The 19,851-nt window shown below is 69.6% G+C and carries 19 protein-coding genes and 2 pseudogenes; 8 read left to right on the top strand and 13 right to left on the bottom strand.

Annotated features, from left to right (window positions below; genetic code table 11):
* The first annotated feature begins 292 nt into the window (after positions 1-292).
* Positions 293-568, top strand: coding sequence for a DUF1214 domain-containing protein (locus ACIA8R_RS02820; protein ID WP_397036147.1), 276 nt, complete (start codon positions 293-295; stop codon positions 566-568).
* A gap of 371 nt (positions 569-939) precedes the next feature.
* Here ACIA8R_RS02820 and ACIA8R_RS02815 read toward each other — a convergent pair whose 3' ends face one another.
* The 3 genes from ACIA8R_RS02815 to ACIA8R_RS02805 all read right to left on the bottom strand — a co-directional run bounded on the left by ACIA8R_RS02815 (position 940) and on the right by ACIA8R_RS02805 (position 4,876).
* The gene (locus tag ACIA8R_RS02815) at positions 940-1,767 is read right to left on the bottom strand and encodes a class I SAM-dependent methyltransferase (protein WP_397036145.1); all 828 of its coding nucleotides are present in this window, start codon (positions 1,765-1,767) and stop codon (positions 940-942) included.
* Positions 1,768-2,251: 484 nt separating this feature from the next.
* Positions 2,252-4,024 carry a hypothetical protein gene (locus ACIA8R_RS02810; RefSeq protein ID WP_397036144.1) on the bottom strand — a complete coding sequence of 591 codons (1,773 nt, stop codon included), beginning with the start codon at positions 4,022-4,024 and terminating at the stop codon, positions 2,252-2,254.
* Between the two features lie 456 nt (positions 4,025-4,480).
* On the bottom strand, positions 4,481-4,876 hold the full coding sequence (locus ACIA8R_RS02805; RefSeq protein WP_397036142.1) for an OsmC family protein: 396 nt from the start codon (positions 4,874-4,876) through the stop codon (positions 4,481-4,483).
* Between the two features lie 186 nt (positions 4,877-5,062).
* On the opposite strand from ACIA8R_RS02805, the gene ACIA8R_RS02800 reads away from it, so the two are divergent.
* Positions 5,063-5,431 (top strand): DUF427 domain-containing protein, encoded by a 369-nt coding sequence (locus ACIA8R_RS02800; RefSeq protein WP_397036140.1) that lies wholly within the window; start codon positions 5,063-5,065, stop codon positions 5,429-5,431.
* 118 nt (positions 5,432-5,549) lie between these two features.
* On the opposite strand, the gene ACIA8R_RS02795 is transcribed toward ACIA8R_RS02800, so the two are convergent.
* A complete protein-coding gene (locus ACIA8R_RS02795; protein WP_397036138.1) occupies positions 5,550-6,311 on the bottom strand; it encodes an HAD family hydrolase in 762 nt (253 codons plus the stop codon).
* A gap of 77 nt (positions 6,312-6,388) precedes the next feature.
* Here ACIA8R_RS02795 and ACIA8R_RS02790 point away from each other — a divergent pair, with 77 nt between their 5' ends.
* Positions 6,389-7,198 carry a nuclear transport factor 2 family protein gene (locus ACIA8R_RS02790; protein ID WP_397036136.1) on the top strand — a complete coding sequence of 270 codons (810 nt, stop codon included), beginning with the start codon at positions 6,389-6,391 and terminating at the stop codon, positions 7,196-7,198.
* A gap of 33 nt (positions 7,199-7,231) precedes the next feature.
* Positions 7,232-7,381 (top strand): hypothetical protein, encoded by a 150-nt coding sequence (locus ACIA8R_RS02785; protein ID WP_364083250.1) that lies wholly within the window; start codon positions 7,232-7,234, stop codon positions 7,379-7,381.
* Between the two features lie 63 nt (positions 7,382-7,444).
* Here the strand turns inward: ACIA8R_RS02785 and ACIA8R_RS02780 are convergent, their stop codons facing one another.
* Positions 7,445-8,185: an FAD-dependent monooxygenase gene (locus tag ACIA8R_RS02780; RefSeq protein WP_397036134.1), complete on the bottom strand. Its 741-nt coding sequence runs from the start codon at positions 8,183-8,185 to the stop codon at positions 7,445-7,447.
* Entirely contained in the window at positions 8,169-8,516 is a 348-nt protein-coding gene (locus ACIA8R_RS02775; RefSeq protein WP_397036132.1) for a hypothetical protein, read from the bottom strand. Before ACIA8R_RS02775 ends, ACIA8R_RS02780 begins: the two co-directional genes overlap by 17 nt.
* A gap of 298 nt (positions 8,517-8,814) precedes the next feature.
* On the opposite strand from ACIA8R_RS02775, the pseudogene ACIA8R_RS02770 reads away from it, so the two are divergent.
* Positions 8,815-10,278 (top strand): annotated as a pseudogene (locus tag ACIA8R_RS02770) (ATP-binding protein); the annotation flags it as partial.
* A gap of 1,680 nt (positions 10,279-11,958) precedes the next feature.
* On the opposite strand, the gene ACIA8R_RS02765 reads toward ACIA8R_RS02770, so the two are convergent.
* Positions 11,959-12,795, bottom strand: coding sequence for an ABC transporter permease (locus tag ACIA8R_RS02765; RefSeq protein ID WP_357693043.1), 837 nt, complete (start codon positions 12,793-12,795; stop codon positions 11,959-11,961).
* Positions 12,792-13,817, bottom strand: coding sequence for an ATP-binding cassette domain-containing protein (locus ACIA8R_RS02760; protein ID WP_364083259.1), 1,026 nt, complete (start codon positions 13,815-13,817; stop codon positions 12,792-12,794). The genes ACIA8R_RS02765 and ACIA8R_RS02760 overlap by 4 nt, the downstream gene beginning before the upstream one ends.
* Before the next feature lie 73 nt (positions 13,818-13,890).
* Between ACIA8R_RS02760 and ACIA8R_RS02755 the strand changes: the two genes are divergently transcribed.
* Positions 13,891-14,079, top strand: a complete 189-nt coding sequence (locus ACIA8R_RS02755; RefSeq protein ID WP_397036129.1) for a hypothetical protein — start codon at positions 13,891-13,893, stop codon at positions 14,077-14,079.
* Here the strand turns inward: ACIA8R_RS02755 and ACIA8R_RS02750 are convergent.
* Both ACIA8R_RS02750 and ACIA8R_RS02745 read right to left on the bottom strand, forming a co-directional pair.
* The gene (locus tag ACIA8R_RS02750; protein WP_357693049.1) at positions 14,061-14,498 is read right to left on the bottom strand and encodes a GNAT family N-acetyltransferase; all 438 of its coding nucleotides are present in this window, start codon (positions 14,496-14,498) and stop codon (positions 14,061-14,063) included. The genes ACIA8R_RS02755 and ACIA8R_RS02750 overlap by 19 nt on opposite strands.
* Positions 14,499-14,521: 23 nt before the next feature.
* Positions 14,522-15,311: pseudogene (locus ACIA8R_RS02745) on the bottom strand (serine hydrolase).
* 205 nt (positions 15,312-15,516) lie between these two features.
* Between ACIA8R_RS02745 and ACIA8R_RS02740 the strand changes: the two are divergent.
* Positions 15,517-16,233 (top strand): PAS domain S-box protein, encoded by a 717-nt coding sequence (locus tag ACIA8R_RS02740; RefSeq protein WP_397036127.1) that lies wholly within the window; start codon positions 15,517-15,519, stop codon positions 16,231-16,233.
* A complete protein-coding gene (locus ACIA8R_RS02735) occupies positions 16,217-16,675 on the top strand; it encodes a hypothetical protein (RefSeq protein WP_357693055.1) in 459 nt (152 codons plus the stop codon). Before ACIA8R_RS02740 ends, ACIA8R_RS02735 begins: the two co-directional genes overlap by 17 nt.
* On the opposite strand, the gene ACIA8R_RS02730 is transcribed toward ACIA8R_RS02735, so the two are convergent.
* From ACIA8R_RS02730 to ACIA8R_RS02720, 3 genes are all read right to left on the bottom strand, one after another.
* On the bottom strand, positions 16,672-17,667 hold the full coding sequence (locus ACIA8R_RS02730; protein ID WP_397036125.1) for an LLM class flavin-dependent oxidoreductase: 996 nt from the start codon (positions 17,665-17,667) through the stop codon (positions 16,672-16,674). The genes ACIA8R_RS02735 and ACIA8R_RS02730 overlap by 4 nt on opposite strands.
* A gap of 125 nt (positions 17,668-17,792) precedes the next feature.
* Positions 17,793-19,127: a glycoside hydrolase family 6 protein gene (locus tag ACIA8R_RS02725; protein WP_364083275.1), complete on the bottom strand. Its 1,335-nt coding sequence runs from the start codon at positions 19,125-19,127 to the stop codon at positions 17,793-17,795.
* 142 nt (positions 19,128-19,269) lie between these two features.
* Positions 19,270-19,830, bottom strand: a complete 561-nt coding sequence (locus tag ACIA8R_RS02720; protein WP_397036122.1) for a TetR family transcriptional regulator — start codon at positions 19,828-19,830, stop codon at positions 19,270-19,272.
* Positions 19,831-19,851: the final 21 nt, after the last annotated feature.

Below are 19,851 nucleotides of genomic sequence, written 5' to 3'. Positions count from 1 at the left end.
CCGAAGATCGCCGCAGCGCTGAAGCAGGCGGCGCTCGACGCCGACGCGATGGCCGGCGAACTGTTCGAGTTCCGCAGCTACGGCATCCCGCTCGCCCACCACTGGTCGACCCAGCACACCGGAGCGGCGTTCGGCACCGACTACCTGATGCGGACCGCGGTCGGCAAGTCCAACATCTTCGCCAACACGGCCAACGAGACGACCTACTACTACCAGGATCTCGACGACCAGGGCGAACGGCTCGACGGCTCCAACACCTACACCGTGCACTTCAAGGCGGGACAGCCCCCCGGTGCGGGGCTTTTGGTCACTGACGGTCTACAACAAGCACCACTTCTTCCACCCCAACGAGCTCGGCCGCTTCTCGCTCGGCACGAAGAACAAGAACCTGGCCTACGGCCAGGACGGCTCACTCACACTGGGCGTCGGTGGCGAGGTGCCGAGTGATCCGGCACTGCATGCCAACTGGCTCCCGGCTCCCCGTGAGGAGTTCACGCTCCATCTGCGCGTACTGGCCGGATACGCCCATCGTCGTGGGTTCATGGCAACCACCGGCGGTCGCGCGTAGCTGACCATTCGATCCACTGCTGCCCGGCCTGGGCGCCTGCAGGGTCTGGTGGACGACACGGCGGAGATTCGACTCCGAAGGCTTCCAGACCGTTCTTGGAAACACGCTGCGTGTGCTCGCCGGCGCCGCGATGCCTTTCAACGCTGCCGAGGTGGGTGAGCAGCGATTCGGACCAAGGCAGAGGGCACGCTTCGGGCTGCTGAGCAATCAGGTCGAACAGCGCCAGTCGGCCGATGGACACTGACCCCCTCACTGTCGTGAAGGAGGCCGGCGCAGCTTAACGACCCGAGTGCCGGGACTTGCGCCAACTCGTCGAGGAGGGCCGCTACTCAGGATGTAAGAGGCTCACAGCTGGAATTCGTGGGTCGCGGTCAGCCCTGCCCCCAGACACCCTCGCCTTCCGAGGATGCCGGGCAGTACTGCCAGACGAATTCCAGCCACGGCGGGGCCACGCCCGTGAAGTGCGCCCAACTGCCCGGTTCCGCACCCGGGTAGTCACCTCGGACCTCAGAAAGGAGCCTCAGCATGAAGCCTTCCCGGATCAGGCTGTTGACTACCCGGCTCAGTGTCTGCCTGTACTCCAGGGGTTCGCGAATGTGGGGGCCGGCCGGCTTGCGGTCGTAGACCCAGTCCTGGTCGGGATAGCAGGTCGTGGCCTCGTCCGTGTAGGGGTGCTTCAGCGTGTAGCCCTCCCCGTTCCACGAGTGGTGAGTGAGCCCGGAGAAGAACGGGTTGGCGCACATCAGGTAGTAGTAGCCGCCTTCGTCGACGACTCTCGCGACCTCGCGGAAAACGATCCGGGAGTCTGGGACGAAGGTCAGCGAGTACGGATGCCAGACCAGATCGAACGAGGAGTCGTCAAGGGCCGACAGGTCCCGCATGTCTCCCTGGATCGTGCGGATGCCGATGCTGTAGTGCTCAGCGGCCAAGCGGTCCCGCTCCAGTTGCCCGGACGAGATATCGAGAACCGTCACGTCGGCTCCGAGCAGAGCGAAGGCCGCAGACTGCTGCCCACCCCCTCCCGCCAGGCAGAGCACCTTCCGGCCCGCCAGATCGCCGGGGATGCCCAGCCTCTCCAGGCCCAGATAGGCCTGAGCCTTCTCCGCGTCCAGGTCGAGCATAGGACGGGTGAACAACGCCTCCGCCCCCACAAGGGCTTCCCAACGTTCCTCGTTGTAGTGGTAGACCTCGTCCTGCATGGCGGACACCCTAGCTGTCGTCCAACGGCCGGGACGAACCATATTCGGTCGGGCCTTGCTCCTCCGCCGTCCTCCTCCACCAGTCCACCCGCCATGAACTGCCACTTCAGGATGAAAAAGCCTCAGTGCCAAGCACCACGACTTGAGCGCGCCACGTGCTTGGGCCCAGCAATGGGTCTGTGGTGACATCGATGATCACAATCGTCGGCCGCCAAATCCGGGCGACTGAGCCAGGCTCACTTTGGATCCGTCGCTGGCGTCCCATCGCACGCTGCTGCTGGACAGCAAAGACGTCACGGAAGGCCTTCCGAAGCGCGGCCGCCCGTTCTTGCCGCCGTCGGCCCTCAGACCCCGGTACAGCTTGGTGATCGCGGCAGCCCGAACGGCCTGCAACCGCGGGTGGCCGCGCACCACTGCCCACCGACGCACGTGGCCAGGCTCGGTACGTGCGGTCGGGGCGGCCCCTCGTCAATTGGCCAGAGGCCTACTCGGCATCGCAGGTCGTGGCCTCGGATCCGGTCGGTTCCGTAGACCTCGTGCCAGCACTCTCGCCTTTCCTGCCCGCCTCGATGGAGGCGTAGCGCCGCTGTTGGAGCTCGTCGCGTTCAACATCCGGGATTGTCATCGACTCGGCAAGCACAGCGGCAAGTGCGTTCACTTGAGTCTTGTCGGTGTCAGCGTGGAAGAGCCACCGGATGTTCTCGTCGCGCGTGATGAGGTCGATCGCCAAGCGCCCGCTTCTGTCCTGTGTGGTCGCTGCTCGGACGTATCGCACCCGGTCGATCGGGATGTCCTGACGGATCTCGCCTTGCTCAAGGAATGCGTTCGTCTTGGCCATGAGGATGCGGCGATCCGTGACGGCGACCAGTGTCTTTGCTGCCATTTTGTCCCTCGCTGCCGCCAGCTTCTCCTTCGCTCCGCTGAAGATCGCAGAAATTGGGCCGAGGGCGTCAAGCTGCTCGGGGAAGCCGAGGACACGTAGGGTCTCACCGTCCTCGAAGAACCATCGCAGGATGCGAAGGTACGGCTCGAGATCCAGCGATTTGGTTGCGCAGACGACGCCCGGAGCCTCTAGCGGAGGGGCAGGCGGATGGAGAGCATCGGCAAGAGGCTCGATCGCCTCTAGAAGACGGACGGAGGTTCGGCGGGCTGCCTGCGCGTCCTTCCGCTTCCCCGTCAGTGACTGTGACAGTGTGTCGCGTCCGGGAAGCTCGGCGATGATTCGTAGCTCCCGCGTCAGCGAGTCGACGAGGCTCGTCGTCTCGGCCAGAGCAAAGTCGAGCTCCGTGCGAGTGTCGCGCGCAATGACGTCGACGAGACGTGCCTCGTCAGCGTCTTCGCGTCCGGCGGCTCTCGCCTTCGCGGCGCGGAGTGCCTGATACCCGGTCCACGCCTTGACGGAGGACAGAAGGGCGTTGGCGTCGAAGAGGATCGCCTCGGCGTTCGTCTGGAGATACTCGCGGCGGCGATGCGTGTCGGGCCGATCGATCTGCCCGACGTGGCCGCGGACGTTCCGTCGGTACAGGTCAAGCTGCTTACGCAGCGACGCTTCACTACCCGCGACGCCGTCCCACAAGGAGGTGGGGACCGATCCGACCTCTCGCGCCTGGTCAACTGCGCGATCGATGGTGGCGACGAGTCCCGTCAGTTCGGCCCACTGCTCGTTGCGGATGGTTGTGAGCACCTGGCTGGTCAGTGCGACGTTGGTCCTGGCAAGGCTCGTGACCTCACTCAGCTGCATCTGAAGGGCGACCATGGCCAGCGCCGGCCCGACTGCGGCCGCGGTCTGCGCCGCGCTCACCGCAGTGACGGGGATGAAGCGGGCCTGAGCGAGGCCACTGGAGGAGATCACTGTTCCGAGTTTCGCGCCATCCTTGACGGCGAGCGTTCCGCCGGCCTTCAGCAGGGCCTGTGTCGCGTCGCTGATCCTGTAGAGCCCCTGCGCGCCGGCTAATGCGTTTCCGAGGTTGCCGGCCACGGTCGCCGTGTCTCCGATCGAGGCGAGGACTGTGGAGATCTGCTTGCGGTCGGCGGCCGACACGAGCCCAAAGTCGATCAGATCGGGCTTGAGTTCCGCCGGGAACTCACCGAAGACGACAGCAACCCCTGGGAGCACCTCCGCCAGCACCGTTGATGCCGTCGTTGAGCCGAGGTTCGAGTTGGGTGTCGGATCGTGCACAACAGGTGAGTCGGTGGTGTTGCTCCGGCCGTTCTCCTCAGGCTCGACGATCTCCATCGGGTCCGAAGGGTCCTGCATGCGATCTCCTCCCCCGGAGGGCGGGCAACCGCCGGACATCGTCGGCGTTCACTGCCGAAGTCTAGGGCTCGACGCCCTGCGGTTCAGTGGCAATCCACGTCCCGTCGCCCGCGTACGTCAGGATTCACCCGTGCCACGGCCATGCCGCATTCCGCGCCAATATCGAGGTGCGTGATTCCGCGAACGAACCGCCCGCGTCTGCCGCGAAGGCTTCGTGGGGCGGCCGTGCCCGGGGCGAGACCGGTAGCTGGGATCGTTGGTCAGGACGAGAACCGCACCGCTCCATCCCGGCTGCCGGTCAACGAACCGTTGACCAGACCGTGATCGTTGACGCATGGAAGACCTCCTGGAATCAGCGAGGCGTGGCAACCCGTTGAGGGTTACCCTGCGTCCGGGCCGTTTCGAGTCCCAGCGCGTGGTGCGGAAGTTCTGCTGGTTGTGTTCCTGGATGGTCGGTCAGCTGATCCTCTGCACGGTCGCACCCTGTCGGATGGCGCGGGGGACCTCGGCGACGGAGTCCACGATGTCGATCAGGTGGGTGATGCTCTCGGCTGGAGCAGTGGAGCTGACGTCGACGGTGTAGGTGATCCCGGTTGACCGCCAGCTCTCGGTGTCGAAGCCGCCGGCTGCGGAGACGCGCACTCCCAGGAGTTCGATTCCCAGTGCGGCGGCCTCCCGGTAGAGGTCGTTGAGGACGCATCCCGCCGCTGCGAGGTGAAGGAGATGTCCTCCGGTGAAGTCCGCTCTGACGCTCACGCCCTCGGGCGTCCATCGATGAGGGAAATGCACCGCGTGCTCGTCCGTCACCTTCAGCGATCCTGCGCTCACGATCGCGTTGAAGCGATCATCCATGATTCGGCTCCCGGCACCTCGGGCGTACGGACATGATGACAAGAGCCGTCCTACACGTCGCAGCCGCCAACCGGCAACACCGCACTCGCTCGCATGGGGACAGCCGCTCATGCCGATGGGCCGTCTGACGGACGCGCGTGTCCGGTGACATTGGCCGTCACCGGAGATGTCTGATGGGATTGACACATGAAGACACGAGGACATGACATCGAGGTCACGCCTGCGTCGGACCATGTCGTGGTACGGGTCAAGGGCTCGGTCGTCGCGACCTCCTCCCGGCCGCTCGTACTCACCGAGACAGGCTGCCCACCGCGGTACTACCTGCCGCCGGACGATGTGAACATGGATCTGCTCCGGTCGTCGACGACGACGTCGCACTGCCCGTTCAAGGGTGATGCCGTCTATTGGTCGGTGGACACCGCTGACGGTCTGGCCGAAGACGTGGTCTGGTCCTACCCGGAGCCGTTTGCGGGGGTCGAACAGATCGCGGGACGGCTCGCCTTCTGGGCGGAGAAGTCAGGCGTCACCCTTGAGGTGAACGGGCAGGGTGCGTAAGCGTCGCCCGGTCCGGGAGTCGAGGAACGCTGCATGCGGCCAGACGTTCCTGCCGCAGTCGCTCAGCTGTTCAGGCAATTTGGGGATCTTGTCAACAGGGGCTCGGCTCGGCCATCGGCTACGCCTCCCGAACCATGGCTACGACCGCGTCCGTGACCTCAAGACTCGGCAGGATGTGGACAGCGCCGGCGTCGCGCAGGTCATCGGCGGAGCTTCGCCCTGATGCCACCGCGATCACCGGTACGCCGTTTTCCAAACCGGCCTCGACGTCGGCCGGAGTGTCTCCGATGAGCACCGCCTCGCCAGGCGCGACCGGCGCCCCGAACAGCGCGGCTGCTCGGCCCAACGCTATGCGCACCAGCTCGGCCCGCACGTCGTCGTCCTCTCCGAACGCGCCGATGTCCCAGCGGATACGCCCGTCCAGGCCGAAGACCCGGAGCTTGATCTCCGCTACGCTGCGGACGTTCCCGGTCAGGACGGTCTGCAGCACTCCGGGGGTGGCGCCCAAGGCGTCCAGAGCCGCGGCGGCGCCAGGGAGGGCGTGACCGCGCTTCCGCAGGTCGGCAGCCCGCGCCAGGTGGGCCTTGGCGAGGGCCGCGGCGAAGCGCTCGAAATCGTACCGGTCGGTCCGCAGGCCATGGAGCTTCGCAGTCTCTCGGAAGATCACCGATTCGGTGAGGCCGTCGATCTTCGCCTGCTTGACCATGGGGACGTCCGTCACTTGCTCGAACGCCTGCGCCGAGAGCTCACGGCCGACACCTCTGGTGTCGATGAGGGTGTGGTCGATGTCCCACAACACGATTCGGCGACCCGCCATCGAATCCCTCCGCCCGTCGCCGCCCTCGCGGGAGGCCATGAGTTCGAGCTGCACGGTGGTCACGGCTCGCACGCATGCGGTGAAGTCTGCCTCAGTCCACTGACATGAGATGTCAGTGGAACCGAAATAACGTCCCACACGTGGACATCGACATTGATATCGACCAGTTTGTCAACCGCTACGTCGCTGTATGGAACGAGACCGACCCGGTTGCGCGCCGAAATGCCATCGCTGGACTGTGGGACGCGGACGGCACACAGGTCACCGAATCCGCCCGATACCACGGTCATGACGCCCTTGAGGCCCGGATCACCCAGGCACACAACGATCTGGTGCGGGACGCAGGATTCGTCTTCCGGCCCACGGGCGACGCGACCGGCCACCACGACACGGTCACCTTCACCACCCACATGGTCCCCGCAGCAGAAGGGAACATCGCCTGGGCCGGCCGGATCTTTCTCACCCTCGGTGGAAATGGGCTGATCCGGCACGAGTACCAGTTCACCATGGGCACGCCGAACCAGGCGAGCACTCGTGCCACGACGGAGGAGTTCCTTCGTCGGCTGGGCGAGGGCGATCCGGACCGGATAGCCGAGTTGTTCGCCGAGCACGTCGACTGGCAACTGGACTGGCCGGAGGACGGCCATCCGGCGGTGCCGTGGATCCGTCCCCGGTACACCCGCGCCGACGTCGCCGACCACTTCCGGGACATAGCCGCCTTCCACGTCCCCGAAGAGTCGGCCGGAGAGGTGTCCCGCGTCCTCATCGACGGAACGGAAGCGGCGGTGCTCGGCGACATCAAGCAGATGGTGAAGGCCACTGGGAGGCGATACGTGGCCCTGTGCGCGCTTCACCTCACCGTCAAGGACGGGCTGATCACCCGATATGCCGTCTACGAAGACAGCCTCACCGTCGCCGAGGCCCTCGCCGACCAGTCGGTCCACCCCTGAGACACTGGCCGATCGAGCACGGATGGCCAAGCCATGGGGACGACCGACAAGGGCGTTCCGCTGGAGCTGTCGAACGTGGGCAGCAGCGTGCCCGATGCCCCCGACCGGGGCGTGCGGCTGGGTGAGCGACGCAAGGGGCGGCATGCGGTGGAGGCCAGACAGCTTCGGCCTCTGGGTGAATGAGCCGGCGTTCCCGCTTCATCAGGGGCGCCGGTGACTGACGAGGCGTCCGCACTTCCCTGCCGATCAGAGGGTCAGGTGTCGTCCTGGCCGTCCCACGGTTCGTAGAAGCCGATGTCGTCCGGGTGGAACGGCGTCGAACACGACGGTGGTGAAGCCGCCCATCCGCCCGGGGCCGGAGACGCCGATGCCCAGCAGGCTCCGGACGGTGGAGTTCGCACCGTCGGCGGCGAGGACGTACCGGGCGCGCAGGCGGGTCCGGTCTCCGGGTCGAGAGCCACGAGAGGCGCCGTGAGAGCCACCGAGAGAACCACCGAGAGAACCGCCGTGAGAGCCGCCGATCAGGGCCGCGACGCCGTCGGCCTCTTCGGTCAGGTCGACGAGCCCGGTGCCGAAGCGGACCGGTGACGACGCCCCGGCGAGCAGGATCGGTTCCAGACGGTCCTGGGAGGTGACCACGCCGGTCACAGGGCTCTCGGGCACCGGCGCGTTGATCCCGATCATCGCCGCCGTGGCGAAGTCGCGGTCCCGCATGGTGTCGCGGAAGCGGATGCGGCCGTACTCGGGGGTGAAGGCTGTGGCGGTGATCTCGGGAGCGAGGCCGAGCAGGCGGTAGATCTCCATCGAGCGCACGTTGAGCAGCCGGGCCCTGGGAAAGGGTGACGGCTCGCGGTGTCGCTCGACCAGCAGGGTCCGCACGCCCCAGCGTTCGAGCAGCGCCCGTGCGGTGAGCCCGACCGCGCCGCCACCGACGATCAGCACCTCCACCTCGTCGCCCGCCACGGGCACGCTACGAAGCCGTTCCACACCTCATCGTAATCACGCCGGTCAGAGCGGGCGGGCGCACCTCCGACGCGCCCGACGCGTTGCGCCGGCGCGCGTCGGCGAAGATGCGGTTGAGCAGTTTCTGCGCGGCGCATTGCCCCAGCCGGCAGCTCCGGTCCTTCCGAACCGTGGTCGGCGCGTCCCGCCAGGAGGCCACCACCGGGGCGAACGGCCTGCTCCTCACGTCCAGGAGTTCGTCGTTCACGAGTGCGGTCGCGTCCTGGACGAAGACGACCTCCTTGGGAAGCCCTTGTCTGTCCAGATGGGGCAGGATCGCGCCGGCGCCCGCTCCCGAGATGGTGACGTACAGCATGGGACGGCTTTTCACGGTGGCCACGGCGGCGCCCAGCCATGGGTTCGCCGCCATGGATCTGGCGAACCGGTAGACCGTGCCCTTGAAGGCGTTCAGCAGCGGGGTGCTGTCGTCGGGGCGGATGAACGGGATCGTGTGCCGGTCGATCGAGCCGTCGCATCGTTTGCAGACGCCTTTGTCGACGAGGCCGTCGGCACCGGCCGGGCGAAGGCGGTCTGAGTGTCAAGCAGGCAAGGCGTTCCGGTGGGCCGCGTGCCGGAGGCGGCACGGGCCGGTGAATCGTCCGTAAGCTGAGGATGTGTCTCCCTCACTGGTCCTCCTCGACGGCGTCCGGTGGCGCGGCGCGCACGTCGTGAGCGACCGCGCGCACACCCTGCTGGCCGTGCTGGCCCTCCAGGGACGCGCGGGGGTCGGCGACGACCGGCTGGTCGAGGAGCTGTGGCCCGACGGGCCGCCGGCCAACCCGACCAAGGCGTTGCAGGTGGTCGTCTCCCGTACCAGGGCGGCGACCTGCCCCGACGCCGTCGTGCGCGTCCCGCGCGGCTACCGGCTCGGGCTCCCCGCCGCACAGGTCGACGTGCTGCTGCTCGGGACGCTGGTGGAGCAGGCGCGGGCGGCGCTGGGCGAGGACGACACGGCGCTGGCGCGCCGTCGTGCCGAGGAGGCCATGGACCTCGTCGTGGCCGGCCCCGACGGCGCCACGGGCCCGCTCGCCGACCTGCGCGCCGTCGCGGCGAGGCAGGTGGCCGAGGCCAGGCGCGTGGCGGCGATCGCGGGCAGCCGCAGCGGCGCGCACGAGAGCGCGCTGCCGCTGCTGGAGGAGGTCGCGGCCAAACGGCCGCAGGACGAGGAGCTGCTGACCTGCCTGCTGCGCAGCGAGGCCGCCGTACGCGGGGCCGCCGCCGCGTTGGAGCGCTACGAACGTCACCGTTCGGGGCTGATCGACCGGCTCGGCACCGAACCGGGCCCCGGCCTGGCCCGCGTGCACGCCGAACTCCTCCACGCGGACCGGCCGGTACGCGTGGGCATCCAGTTCGACGGTTCCTCCCTGCTCGGCCGCGAGGACGACATCCGTGCGATCCACTCGCTGCTGCCGACCAACCGGGTGGTCTCCGTCATCGGCCCTGGCGGCCTGGGCAAGACGAGGCTGGCTCATGTCGTCGGCCGGAACGCCGCGCAGTCCGTCGTCCACTTCATCGAGCTGGTCGGCGTCTCCTCGCCGGAGGGCGTGGTGGGCGAGGTGGGGTCGGCGCTCGGGGTCCGCGACTCGGTCGGCGGCCGTCGTACCCTGACCGCCGAGCAGCGCGCCGACGTACGGGCCCGGATCGCCCAGCATCTCGACCAGGCTCCGGCGCTGCTGATCCTGGACAACTGCGAGCACGTGATCGAGGCCGTCGCCGACCTGGTGGCCTTCCTCACCGTGACGGCCCGCGACCTGCGGGTGCTCACCACCTCGCGGGCTCCCCTGTCGATCCCCGCCGAACGCGTCTACCTGCTCGGCGAGCTGCGCGCGGACGACGCCGCGGAGCTGTTCCGCCAGCGTGCCACGGCCGCCCGTCCGGGGGTGCGGCTGGACGGGCAGGCGGTCGGGGAGGTCGTCGCCCGCCTCGACGGGCTGCCGCTCGCGATCGAGCTGGCCGCGGCCAAGGTGCGGGTGATGTCGGTCGAGGAGATCGCGCGACGGCTGGCCGACCGGTTCGTCCTGCTGCGCGGCGGCAACCGTACGGCCCCCGACCGCCACCAGACGCTGCTCGCGGTGATCGACTGGTCGTGGAACCTGCTGGACGAGCCCCAACGGCAGGCGTGGCGCTGGCTGGCGCTGTTCGGCGACGGGTTCACGCTGGCCGCGGCCGAGCACGTACTCGGCCCGGACGCCCTGCACGTCGTGGACGCGCTCACCGAGCAGTCCATCCTCAGCGTCCGCGAGACGGCGTACGGCCTGCGCTACCGCATGCTGGAGACGGTCAGGGAGTTCGGCCGGATGCGCCTGAAGGAGGCCGGCGAGGAGGCCGCGGCCCGGACGGCGCAACGGGAGTGGGCGACGGCGTACGCCCACGCGTACGCCTACAAACTGTTCGGCCCCGAGCAGTACACGGCGGTCGACGCGCTGTGCGCGGAGGAGGGCAACCTCGCCGACCTGCTCCGGCAGGCGCTCGCCGAGTCCGATCCGGTCACGACGGTCCAGTTGCTGGCCGGTGTGGGCGCCCTGTGGTCGATCCGCGGCGACCACTCCCGGATCTTCGTCCACCGGGAGGCGATCGGGCAGGTGATCAAGGGTTGGGCGCCGCCGCCGCATCTCGTCGAGGTGACCCGGGCCGCCCTGCTGATCTCGCTGATGAACACCATCGCCGTGAGCGACCGCGCCCACGACCCTCTTCGCCTGCTCCTGTGCGAGCTGCCGGAGACCGGCGAGACCGATCCCCGCCTGGGGGCGATGAGCACGGTGGTGCTCTCGTGGGACCGGGACGACGCCTTCCGCAAGCTGATGGTGCTGCGCCGGAGCCCCGACCGCGACGTGGCGCTGGCGGCGGCGCAGGCGAGCATCCACGTCCTGGAGAACGTGGGAGCCGTGGACGAGGCGATCGAGGCCGCCGAGCAGACGCTGTCGTTGCTCCGCGGCGACGAGGGGCCGTGGATCTCCGCCATCACGCACACCGTGCTGGCCCATCTGGTCATGCAGCTCGGCGACCGCGGACGCGCGGTCGGCCACGCGCGGACCGCCATCCCGGTGCTGCGCCGGCTCGGCGCCGCCGACGACGAGGCCCAGCTCCGCTCGGTCCTGCTGGTCTCGGCGCTGGCCGACGGCGATCTCGACGCCGCCGAGGCCGAGCTCGCCGGCATCACCGGGATCAACGACGGTGACGCGATACTCGGCGGGGCGGCGATCGACCTGCTGTGCGCGGCCGAGATCGCGCTCGCCCGCGGGCAGACGGCCGCGGCGCTGGCGGAGTACCGCAGGGCGGTCGAGCGGGCGGGCGACCTGCGTCCGCCGGGGGTGCCGCCCGAGGAGACCACGCCCTGGTCGATCGTCACGGAGGCGATCACGCTGACGGCGTACGCGCATCACGCCGGGCCGCGGGACGTCCGGTTCGGCGAGGAGCTGTTCGCGCGGGCGCGGCGCTACGACCTGCTGGTCGTGGAGAACCCCGTCCTCGACTTCCCGGTGTGCGGCACGATGTTGTTCGCGTTCGGGACCTGGGGGCTGCTGCGGGAGGCCATGGCGGCGCGCGACGCGATCAGGCTGCTGGTGCTGGCCGAACGGTTCACGTACAACAGCACGATGCCGAGCATGAGCTTCGAGCGGATCGTGCCGTACGCGGAACGGGCCGCGCCCGGCATGCTCGCCACCGTCCGCTCCGAGTACGGCGACCGGCGCGGACCGGACCTGCTCGACGAGGCGCGGCGGCACGTCGAGCAGGTCTTCGGCCCTGACCGGCGGCGCTCACATGTGCCGCTTGTAGCTGCGTACCGACAGGGGAGCGAAGATCGCCATGACGGCCGCGCAGGCCAGGAGCGTCCAGGCCACCTCGCCGCTGAGGGAGGCGCTGTTGGCGAGGTCCCGGGCGGCGGTGACCAGGTGTGAGACCGGGTTGACCCGGACGAACGCGGCCAGCCAGTCGGGCAGGGTCTCCACGGGGACGAACGCGTTCGACAGGAACGTCAACGGGAACAGGATCATCATCGAGATGCCCTGGACGGCCTGGGCGCTCCGGGCGATCGTGCCGACCCAGGTGAAGATCCACGCCAGCGACCAGCCCGTGAAGATGGCCAGCAGGATCGCGGCCAGCACGCCGACCGCGCCGCCGCCCGGCCGGTAGCCCATCACCAGGCCCATGCCGAAGGTCAGCGTGGCCGCGATCGTGTAACGCAGCAGGTCGGCCACCATCGGGCCGGCCAGCGGCGCGATCCGGGCGATCGGCAACGACTTGAACCGGTCGAAGACGCCCTTCTCCATGTCCTCGCGGAGCTGCGTGCCGGTGGCCATGCAGGTCGTCAGCACCGTCTGGGCGAGGATGCCGGGGATCATCAGCGGGAGGTAGTTCTGCACGTCGCCGGCGATGGCGCCGCCGAAGATGAAGGCGAACATCGCGGTGAACAGGATGGGCTGCAGCGCCACGTCGAAGAACTGCTCCGGGTTGCGGCGCATCTTCTTCAGCGCCCGCCAGGCCATCGACAACGTCTGGGCGACGGTCTCCCCCATGGTCACGCGCCGCCGGGCGGCCTCCACGCGGTCGGCGGCCCGTACCCGCTCGCGGGTGGGGGCGATCATGGTGCTCATCGGTTCTCCTCCGTGCCGGTCGCGGCGTCGCCGTCCGTCTCGTGGCCGGTCAGTACGAGGAACACCTCGTCCAGGCTGGGCTTGGCCACGCTCACCGAGGAGATCGACACCCCGGCGGTACGCAGCGCGATCAGCACCTCGGCGGCCAGGTCCGCCTGGTCGAGCGCGACGTTGAGGCGGCCCTGCTCCGGGCTGAGCACCGGGTCGGAGCCGAGGACGCGCCGCACGACCTCGACGGCGGCGGGCACCTCGTCCGGGTCGGCGAGCAGCAGTTGGAGGGTCGAGTTGCCGACCGCGCTCTTCAGCTCGTCGGGGGTGCCCTCGGCGACCTTGCGGCCGTGGTCGATGACGGCGATGCGGTCGGCGAGCTGGTCGGCCTCGTCCAGGTACTGGGTGGTCAGCAGCACCGTGCAGCCGTCGGCGACCAGGTCGCGGATGGCGTCCCACATCTGGCCCCGGGTGCGCGGGTCGAGGCCGGTGGTGGGCTCGTCCAGGAAGATCAACGGTGGCCTGGTGATCAGGCTGACCGCCAGGTCCAGGCGCCTGCGCATGCCGCCGGAGAACTGCGAGATCGGCTTGTCGGCGGCGTCCTCCAGGCCGAACTGGCCCAGCAGCTCGGTGGCGATGCTCCGGGCGCGCGGCTTGGCGATGCCCTGGAGGCGGCTGAACAGCCAGAGGTTCTCGCGGGCGGTCAGGTTCTCGTCGACCGAGGCGTACTGCCCGGTGACGCCGACGAGCTGGCGGATCACGTGCGGGTTGGCGGCCACGTCCACGCCGAAGATCTCGGCGCGGCCGGCGTCGATCTTCAGGAGGGTGGCCAGCATGCGCAGGGTGGTGGTCTTGCCGGCGCCATTGGGGCCGAGGACGCCGAAGATCTCGCCGGTGCGTACGTCCAGGTCGATGCCGTCCACGGCCCGGTGCGCGCCGAACGTCTTCACCAGCCCTTCGGCGCGTACGGCGAGTTCGGTGGCCCCGCTGAGGGGTGGGCCGACCCCGGTGTGCCCGATTTCTGTGATGCTCATGGCTCCACTGTCGGGGACGCCGGTTTCACGGTGCCCTCGACAAGGTTTCACCGGTTGCCGGGAGAATGGACGGATGCGTGCAGCGCCGTGGATGATCCTCATCGGTCCCGCCGCGACAGGCAAGAGCACCCTCGGCGAGGACATGGCCTCACCGACCGGCACCTTGGCCACGACCGTCCTCCACACCGACGGCGACCCCCCTGCCCGGACCCTCGCCCGCCTCCTGACCAGCTGCCGTACGGGCTACCGCTCGGAGCCGTAGCGGTAGACCGTCGAGCTTCTGGCCCGGAAGCCGAGGCGCTCGTACAGGCGGTTGGCGGCCTCGCGGTCGGGGCGGGAGGTGAGGTCGACCGTACGGGCCCGCGCCTGTCCGGCCAGGTGCAGGGCGTGCCGGGTCAGCTCGGCGGCGACCCCGCGCCCTCTCGCCGAGGCGTCGACCACCACGTCCTCGATGCGGGCGCGCATGCCGGTCGCCACCGGGAACAGGACCAGCGTCAACGTCCCGACGATCCGCCCGTCCAGGCGGGCGGTCAGCACGGTGATCGCCTCGCTGCGCACGACGCGTTCGAGCGCCGCCCGGTCCAGCGGCTCGGCGGACGCGGAGAGCTGCGGCAGCAGCACCCCGAAGGCGTCCACGAGCTCCTGGTCCACCTCACGCACCACACCCACCTCGACACCCATGCGCCCGACCCTATCGACGGCGTTCAGGCACCCGGGACGGCCTGCCGTTCCTGGCGGATGACGGACTGGATGTCGAGGTCGTAGTTGCACAGGATGACCCCTACCCAGTCGCTGTCGAGGTAGATCGACCAGTTCGTGTTGCCGCCGGCGATCCCGCCGGCATGGCCGATGTGCCGCTGGTCGCCGGTGATCACGGCGATGGGCCCGTACGCCTGGAAGGCTTCGGCCGCGGGCGCCGGGCCGGGGCCGGCGAGGGGTGGGCCGGACATCTTGGGGCTCAGGTAGAGCTGGGTGTAGGCGCGGTTCAGCAGCTTGTCGCGTTGCAGCGCGAGCGCGAACCGCACCAGGTCGGGGGCCGAGGAGAAGCCGCTGCCGCCGCCTGAGCCGATGAAGGCGCGGGCGGCGTTGGTGCCGGGCCCGCCGTCAGACACGGCCCCCGCCTCCAGGTGGCGGACGCCGTCGGTTGCGCCGCACGTACTCGTGGAAGGGCAGCCCGGACAGGATGGCGACGAGCTCGCCGAGGATCTCGTAGCCGGAGCTGCTGTAGGTCTTGTCGGTCCCGGGGGTGTAGGCGGGCTTGAGCAGGCGGGTGCGCGTACTGATGAACCGGGTCTGCTCCTCGACGCTGTGGGTGACCCGCTTGACGTCGTCGGGGTCCTGGACGGTGAAGTCCGGCAGGCCGGAGCTGTGGGTGAGGAGCTGGTGCACGGTGACGTGCCTGGCGACCTCGTCGGGGAACCCGTCCAGGGGCACGGCCCCCAGCAGGCCCAACGTCGTCCGCCGTGACGGCTGCGCGAATCCGGCTCCACTCATTGCACACCTCTCCTCGAGCGGTTCCAGGAGAGGAATGCAAGCGCCTGCGCCGTTTCCCCGGCGTTTCCAGGCGCGATAGTCTCATCGGAAAATAACCGCCTGCATTAATGTGGCGACTGTGAGTCATGGGCCCGTTGTCGGTACGCCCCCACATCGCCGTACCCTCACCCGAGTCCTCCGCCGCATCGGGAGGCGGGGCGCCTCCTTGACGTTCGTCGGCCTGCTGAGCCTGGCCATCGCGGCCTCGCTGGCGTTCGTGCCGGGCAGCCAGCGCGGCACCCCCGGCTACGCCACGCTGGCCGTCATCGCCCCGCTGCCCGCCTGGGCGGCGGTCTGGTGCGCGCTCGGCCTGCTCTGCCTGACGCAGGCGTTCATGCGGTCCGACCGGATGGCCTTCGCCGCCGCGACCGCGGTGCTCCTCACGTACGGGCTGATCTATCTGCTCTCGACCTTCACCGGCGACAACCCGCGCGGCTGGGTCGGCGGGGCGGTGTGGCTGGCCTTCGGCGGCTGGATCGCGCTGATCGCCACCTGGCCCGAAGCCGTCGTGATCAACCGCCTGCCGGGCCGCCGCGCCGCGTCGTCGACGGCCGTCATCGTGGCCGACTCCTCGGGGACGATCCAGTCGTGGAACCCGCAGGCCGAGGCCCTGTTCGGCTGGGACACCGACGAGGCGGTCGGCAGGTCGCTGACGATCCTGATGCCGCCGCGCTTCCGCGACCCGCACACCGACGGCCTGGCCCGGGTGCTCTCCGATGGCCACTCCGAGCTGGCCGGCCGGATCATCCCGCTGGTCGGCCTCCATCGCGACGGCAGCGAGTTCGCGATCGGGCTGACGGTCAACGCCTGGTACAGCGACGACGGCGTCACCTACACAGGGGTGATCCGTCCCTTGGGGGGCCGCCATGTCCGGTCTGAGTGACATCCTGGTCCAGCTCGGCGTCGGAGTCGTGCCGCTCGGCGTGGCCTACCTCGCCTTCCGGTCCGCGACGGACGCCAGCAAGAAGTCCCAGCAGAGCGCGTTGCTCCAGGTCGAGCACCAGGCCGAGGTCGAGCGCTCGAAGGTCGACGCCGAGGCCTTCATCCGCGCCAAGACGATCTACGAGGACGCCCTGGCGCAGATGGAGAAGCAGATGACCAGGATGCAGGGCCAGGCCAGCCAGCTCGGCGCGGAGCTGGTCGACGAGCAGAGCAGCTCGGTCGCGATGCGCGACCAGATCCGACGGTTGCAGGCCCAGATCCGGGCCCTCGAACGCACGGTGCTCGCGTTGCGCTCCCAGCTGGTCGACGCCGGCCTGTCGCCCGCGCCGCCGTCCGACCTGACCGGGCCTCACCTGCTGAGGCCGCAGCGCTCGGCCGACTAGGAGGCGGCGCCCGCGAGGCCGTGGGCGGCGGCCAGCAACTCGATGGAACGCAGCCACGCCTTCCTGTCGGGCGCCGAGGAGACGACGATCAGCTCGTCGGCCTGGGCGTGCGCGGCGAAGCGGGTCAGATAGTCCTCCACCTCGGCGGGCGTGCCGACGGCGGAGTACTGCATCATCCGCAGGATCTGCTGCCCGGCCGCCGATTCGAGCACCATGTCGGCCTCCTCCGGCGTGAACGTGCGTCCGCGCCCGAGGAACCGGCTCACCCGGTACCGCTTGGCCGTCAGCAGCTGCTCCTGCGCCTCCTCGCCGGTGTCGGCGGCGATCACGTTCACCCCGGCGATGACGTACGGCTCGGCCAGCTGCTCGGACGGCTTGAACTCGCGCCGGTAGGTCGCCACGGCCTCCTCCAGCGCGTCGGGCGCGAAGTGCGAGGCGAACGCGTACGGCAGCCCGAGCGCGGCGGCGAGCTGGGCGCCGAACAGCGACGAGCCGAGGATGTACAGCGGCACGTTCGTGCCCTTGCCCGGCGTGGCGTCCACACCGGGGATGCGCGACTCGCCGGTCAGGTATCCCTGTAGTTCGAGGACGTCCTGGGGGAAGGTGTCGGCGGCGCCGGGGGTGCGCCGCAGGGCGCGCATGGTCTGCTGGTCGCTGCCGGGGGCGCGGCCGAGGCCGAGGTCGATGCGTCCGGGGTGGAGGGTCTCCAGGGTGCCGAACTGCTCGGCGATGGTCAGCGGGGAGTGGTTGGGCAGCATGATGCCGCCCGCTCCGAGACGGATCGTCCTGGTGTGGGCGGCTACGTGGGCGATGAGCACGCTGGTGGCCGAGGAGGCGATGCTCGGCATGTTGTGGTGCTCGGCGTACCAGATGCGGTGGTATCCCAGTTCTTCGGCCCGCTGGGCCAGGCCCACGCTCGCGGCCAGGCTCTCGCTCGCCGTCTCTCCGTCGCCGATGTGCGCCAGATCAAGGATGGAGAGTGGAACAGTCATGGGGTACGAGCCCTTTCGCCTGGACGGTGGCCATCGGCGAGTGCAACCGTAACGGCTCTCCGCTTATTTCCCCGCCGGTTTCCCCGGCGCCCCTCGCGACGGTGCGCGAGGGGCGTGGGCGGGCGTCAGGACGCGGTGCAGGTGAGCGCGGGTGGGGTGCTGGTGGCGGCGTTGCCGTTGGCGAGGAGGCCGAACGTGGTCGTCGCGCCGCCGGCCAGGGCGCCGTTCCAGCTCAGGTTCGTCACGGTGGCGTTGCCGGACAGGGTGCCGTTCCAGAGCTGGCTGATCGTCTGGCCGCCGGGGAACGTCCACTGGACCTTCCAGCCCGCGGTCGGCGACGAGCCGGTGTTCTTGACGGTGACCTCGGCCTGGAAGCCGCCCTGCCACTGGCTGGTCACCTTGTAGGCGGCCGAGCAGCCGGCCGGGCCGGTGGTGGGCGTGACGGTCGGCGTCACAGTGGGAGTGACCGTTGGCGTGACGGTCGGGGTGGCGGTCGGTGAGGGCGCGGCCATGGCCAGGTCGTACGCCCGCTGCGGCACGAACTGCCCGGCCGCCGCGATGCACCCGTCGGCCTCGCCCGGCGGCTTGACCCACAGATAGGCGTCGATCGCCGGGTCACCGGTGTTCGTGGTGCTCCAGAGGCCGGTGGCCCGGCCGGCGGGGTCGCACCACTCGCTGCCCGCCGGGCCGTTGCCGTTGCGGCTGGTGTCGATGACCGCCTTCAGCCTGGAGACGCCGGTCGCCGCGATGACGCTCTTGGCGTACGACACCAGCCCCGGCGTCGAGCGGTAGTTGGACGTGTTGAGCGCGATGCCGTCCGCGCTGCCCCCGACGTCGGCGCCGTTGAGCCTGGACGCGGCCTCCGAGGCCGACAACCACGCGTCGTGACCGATGTCGAAGTACACCTTGACCTGCGACGACGTCGCCTTGAACTTCTTGCCCGCGTACGCCATGGACGCCTTCACCTCGGCCTGCTGCGAGGCGTTCATGCAGTTCGTCATGATGGCCAGCGCGTCGGGTTCGAGCACCACGGTCGCGGCCCGCCCGCCCAGACCGGCCGCGATCTGGTCGATCCACGCCCGGTAGGACGCGTGGTCGGGCGCGCCGCCCGCGCTCGCGCCGCCGCAGTCGCGGTTGGGCATGTCGTACACGACGACGATCGGGACCTTGCCCGCCGCCGCGGCGGCCCCGACGTAGGAGTCGACCTCGCTCCGGACCGTCGCGGGGTTGTACGTGGCGAACCATCGGCCCTGGGGCACGGCGGCGATCCGGTCCCTGATCACCGCCGTACGGCTGTCGCCCGGGTTGGCGGCGACCCATTTGGCGGCGTTCGTCAGGGGATCCACGTAGAAAGCGGAGTCGGCGGCCTGGGCGGTGGACGAGGCGAGGACGACCGCTCCCGCCGCGGCCATGGCGGTGGCGGCGAGGAGCGCCGCGAGCGCGGGCTTTCTGCGAGACATGAGGTTACTCCGTCCGTAGTGGGGGAGTGGGAGCGCTCCCACGATGTCTGGATCGTAGGTAGCCCGGCTGTCCCGCAGAAAGACATCGGACCGCTGCGAACCGGCTTCTCCCAGGCCACAGCCGGTCAGAGCGATGAAAGTTTCACTCCGCCAGACACGCCTCGAACACCGCGGTCAGCCGCTCGACGTCGGCCGCCGTGGGCTGCTCCGGGCCCAGGCGGCGGCGCATCGCGCCGATGCCCAGGAAGACGGCCGTCGCCATCCTGGCCCGCGCCTGGACGTCCGGGCCGTCGAGCTGCGCGGCCAGCGGATCGAGGATGGACGTGTGCAGGCGCTCGCGCACGACGTCCTGGATCTCCGGATGGGCGGCCGAGCGTTCGAGGGTGCGCAGGACCGGGCTCTCGGGGTCGTGGTGCATGCGCTCGGCCGCGTATTCGGCCAGGCGGCGCGGCAGGCTCCCGGGCTCGCCGGCCAGCAGGGCGACGAACGTGGGCTCGCCTTCGAGCACCGCGCCGAAGAGCCCGGCCTTGGAGCCGAAATAGCGGCCGACCAGCGCGATGTTGGCCTCCGCGGCCGCGGCGATCATGCGGACGGTGACCTGCTCGTACCCGTGCTCGCCGAACAGCACGCGTGCCGCGTCAAGGATGCGCTGCCGGGTGGCCTCGCGTCCGCGGGGCCGGGCGTCCGTCGTCTGGGCGTCCATGTTTCGAACTCTACTCAGGAA

This window comes from Nonomuraea sp. NPDC051191, assembly GCF_044455665.1.
Taxonomy (GTDB): domain Bacteria; phylum Actinomycetota; class Actinomycetes; order Streptosporangiales; family Streptosporangiaceae; genus Nonomuraea.
The sequence above is the reverse complement of the archived record's forward strand: the minus strand, read 5'-3'. Positions and strand labels throughout refer to the sequence as shown.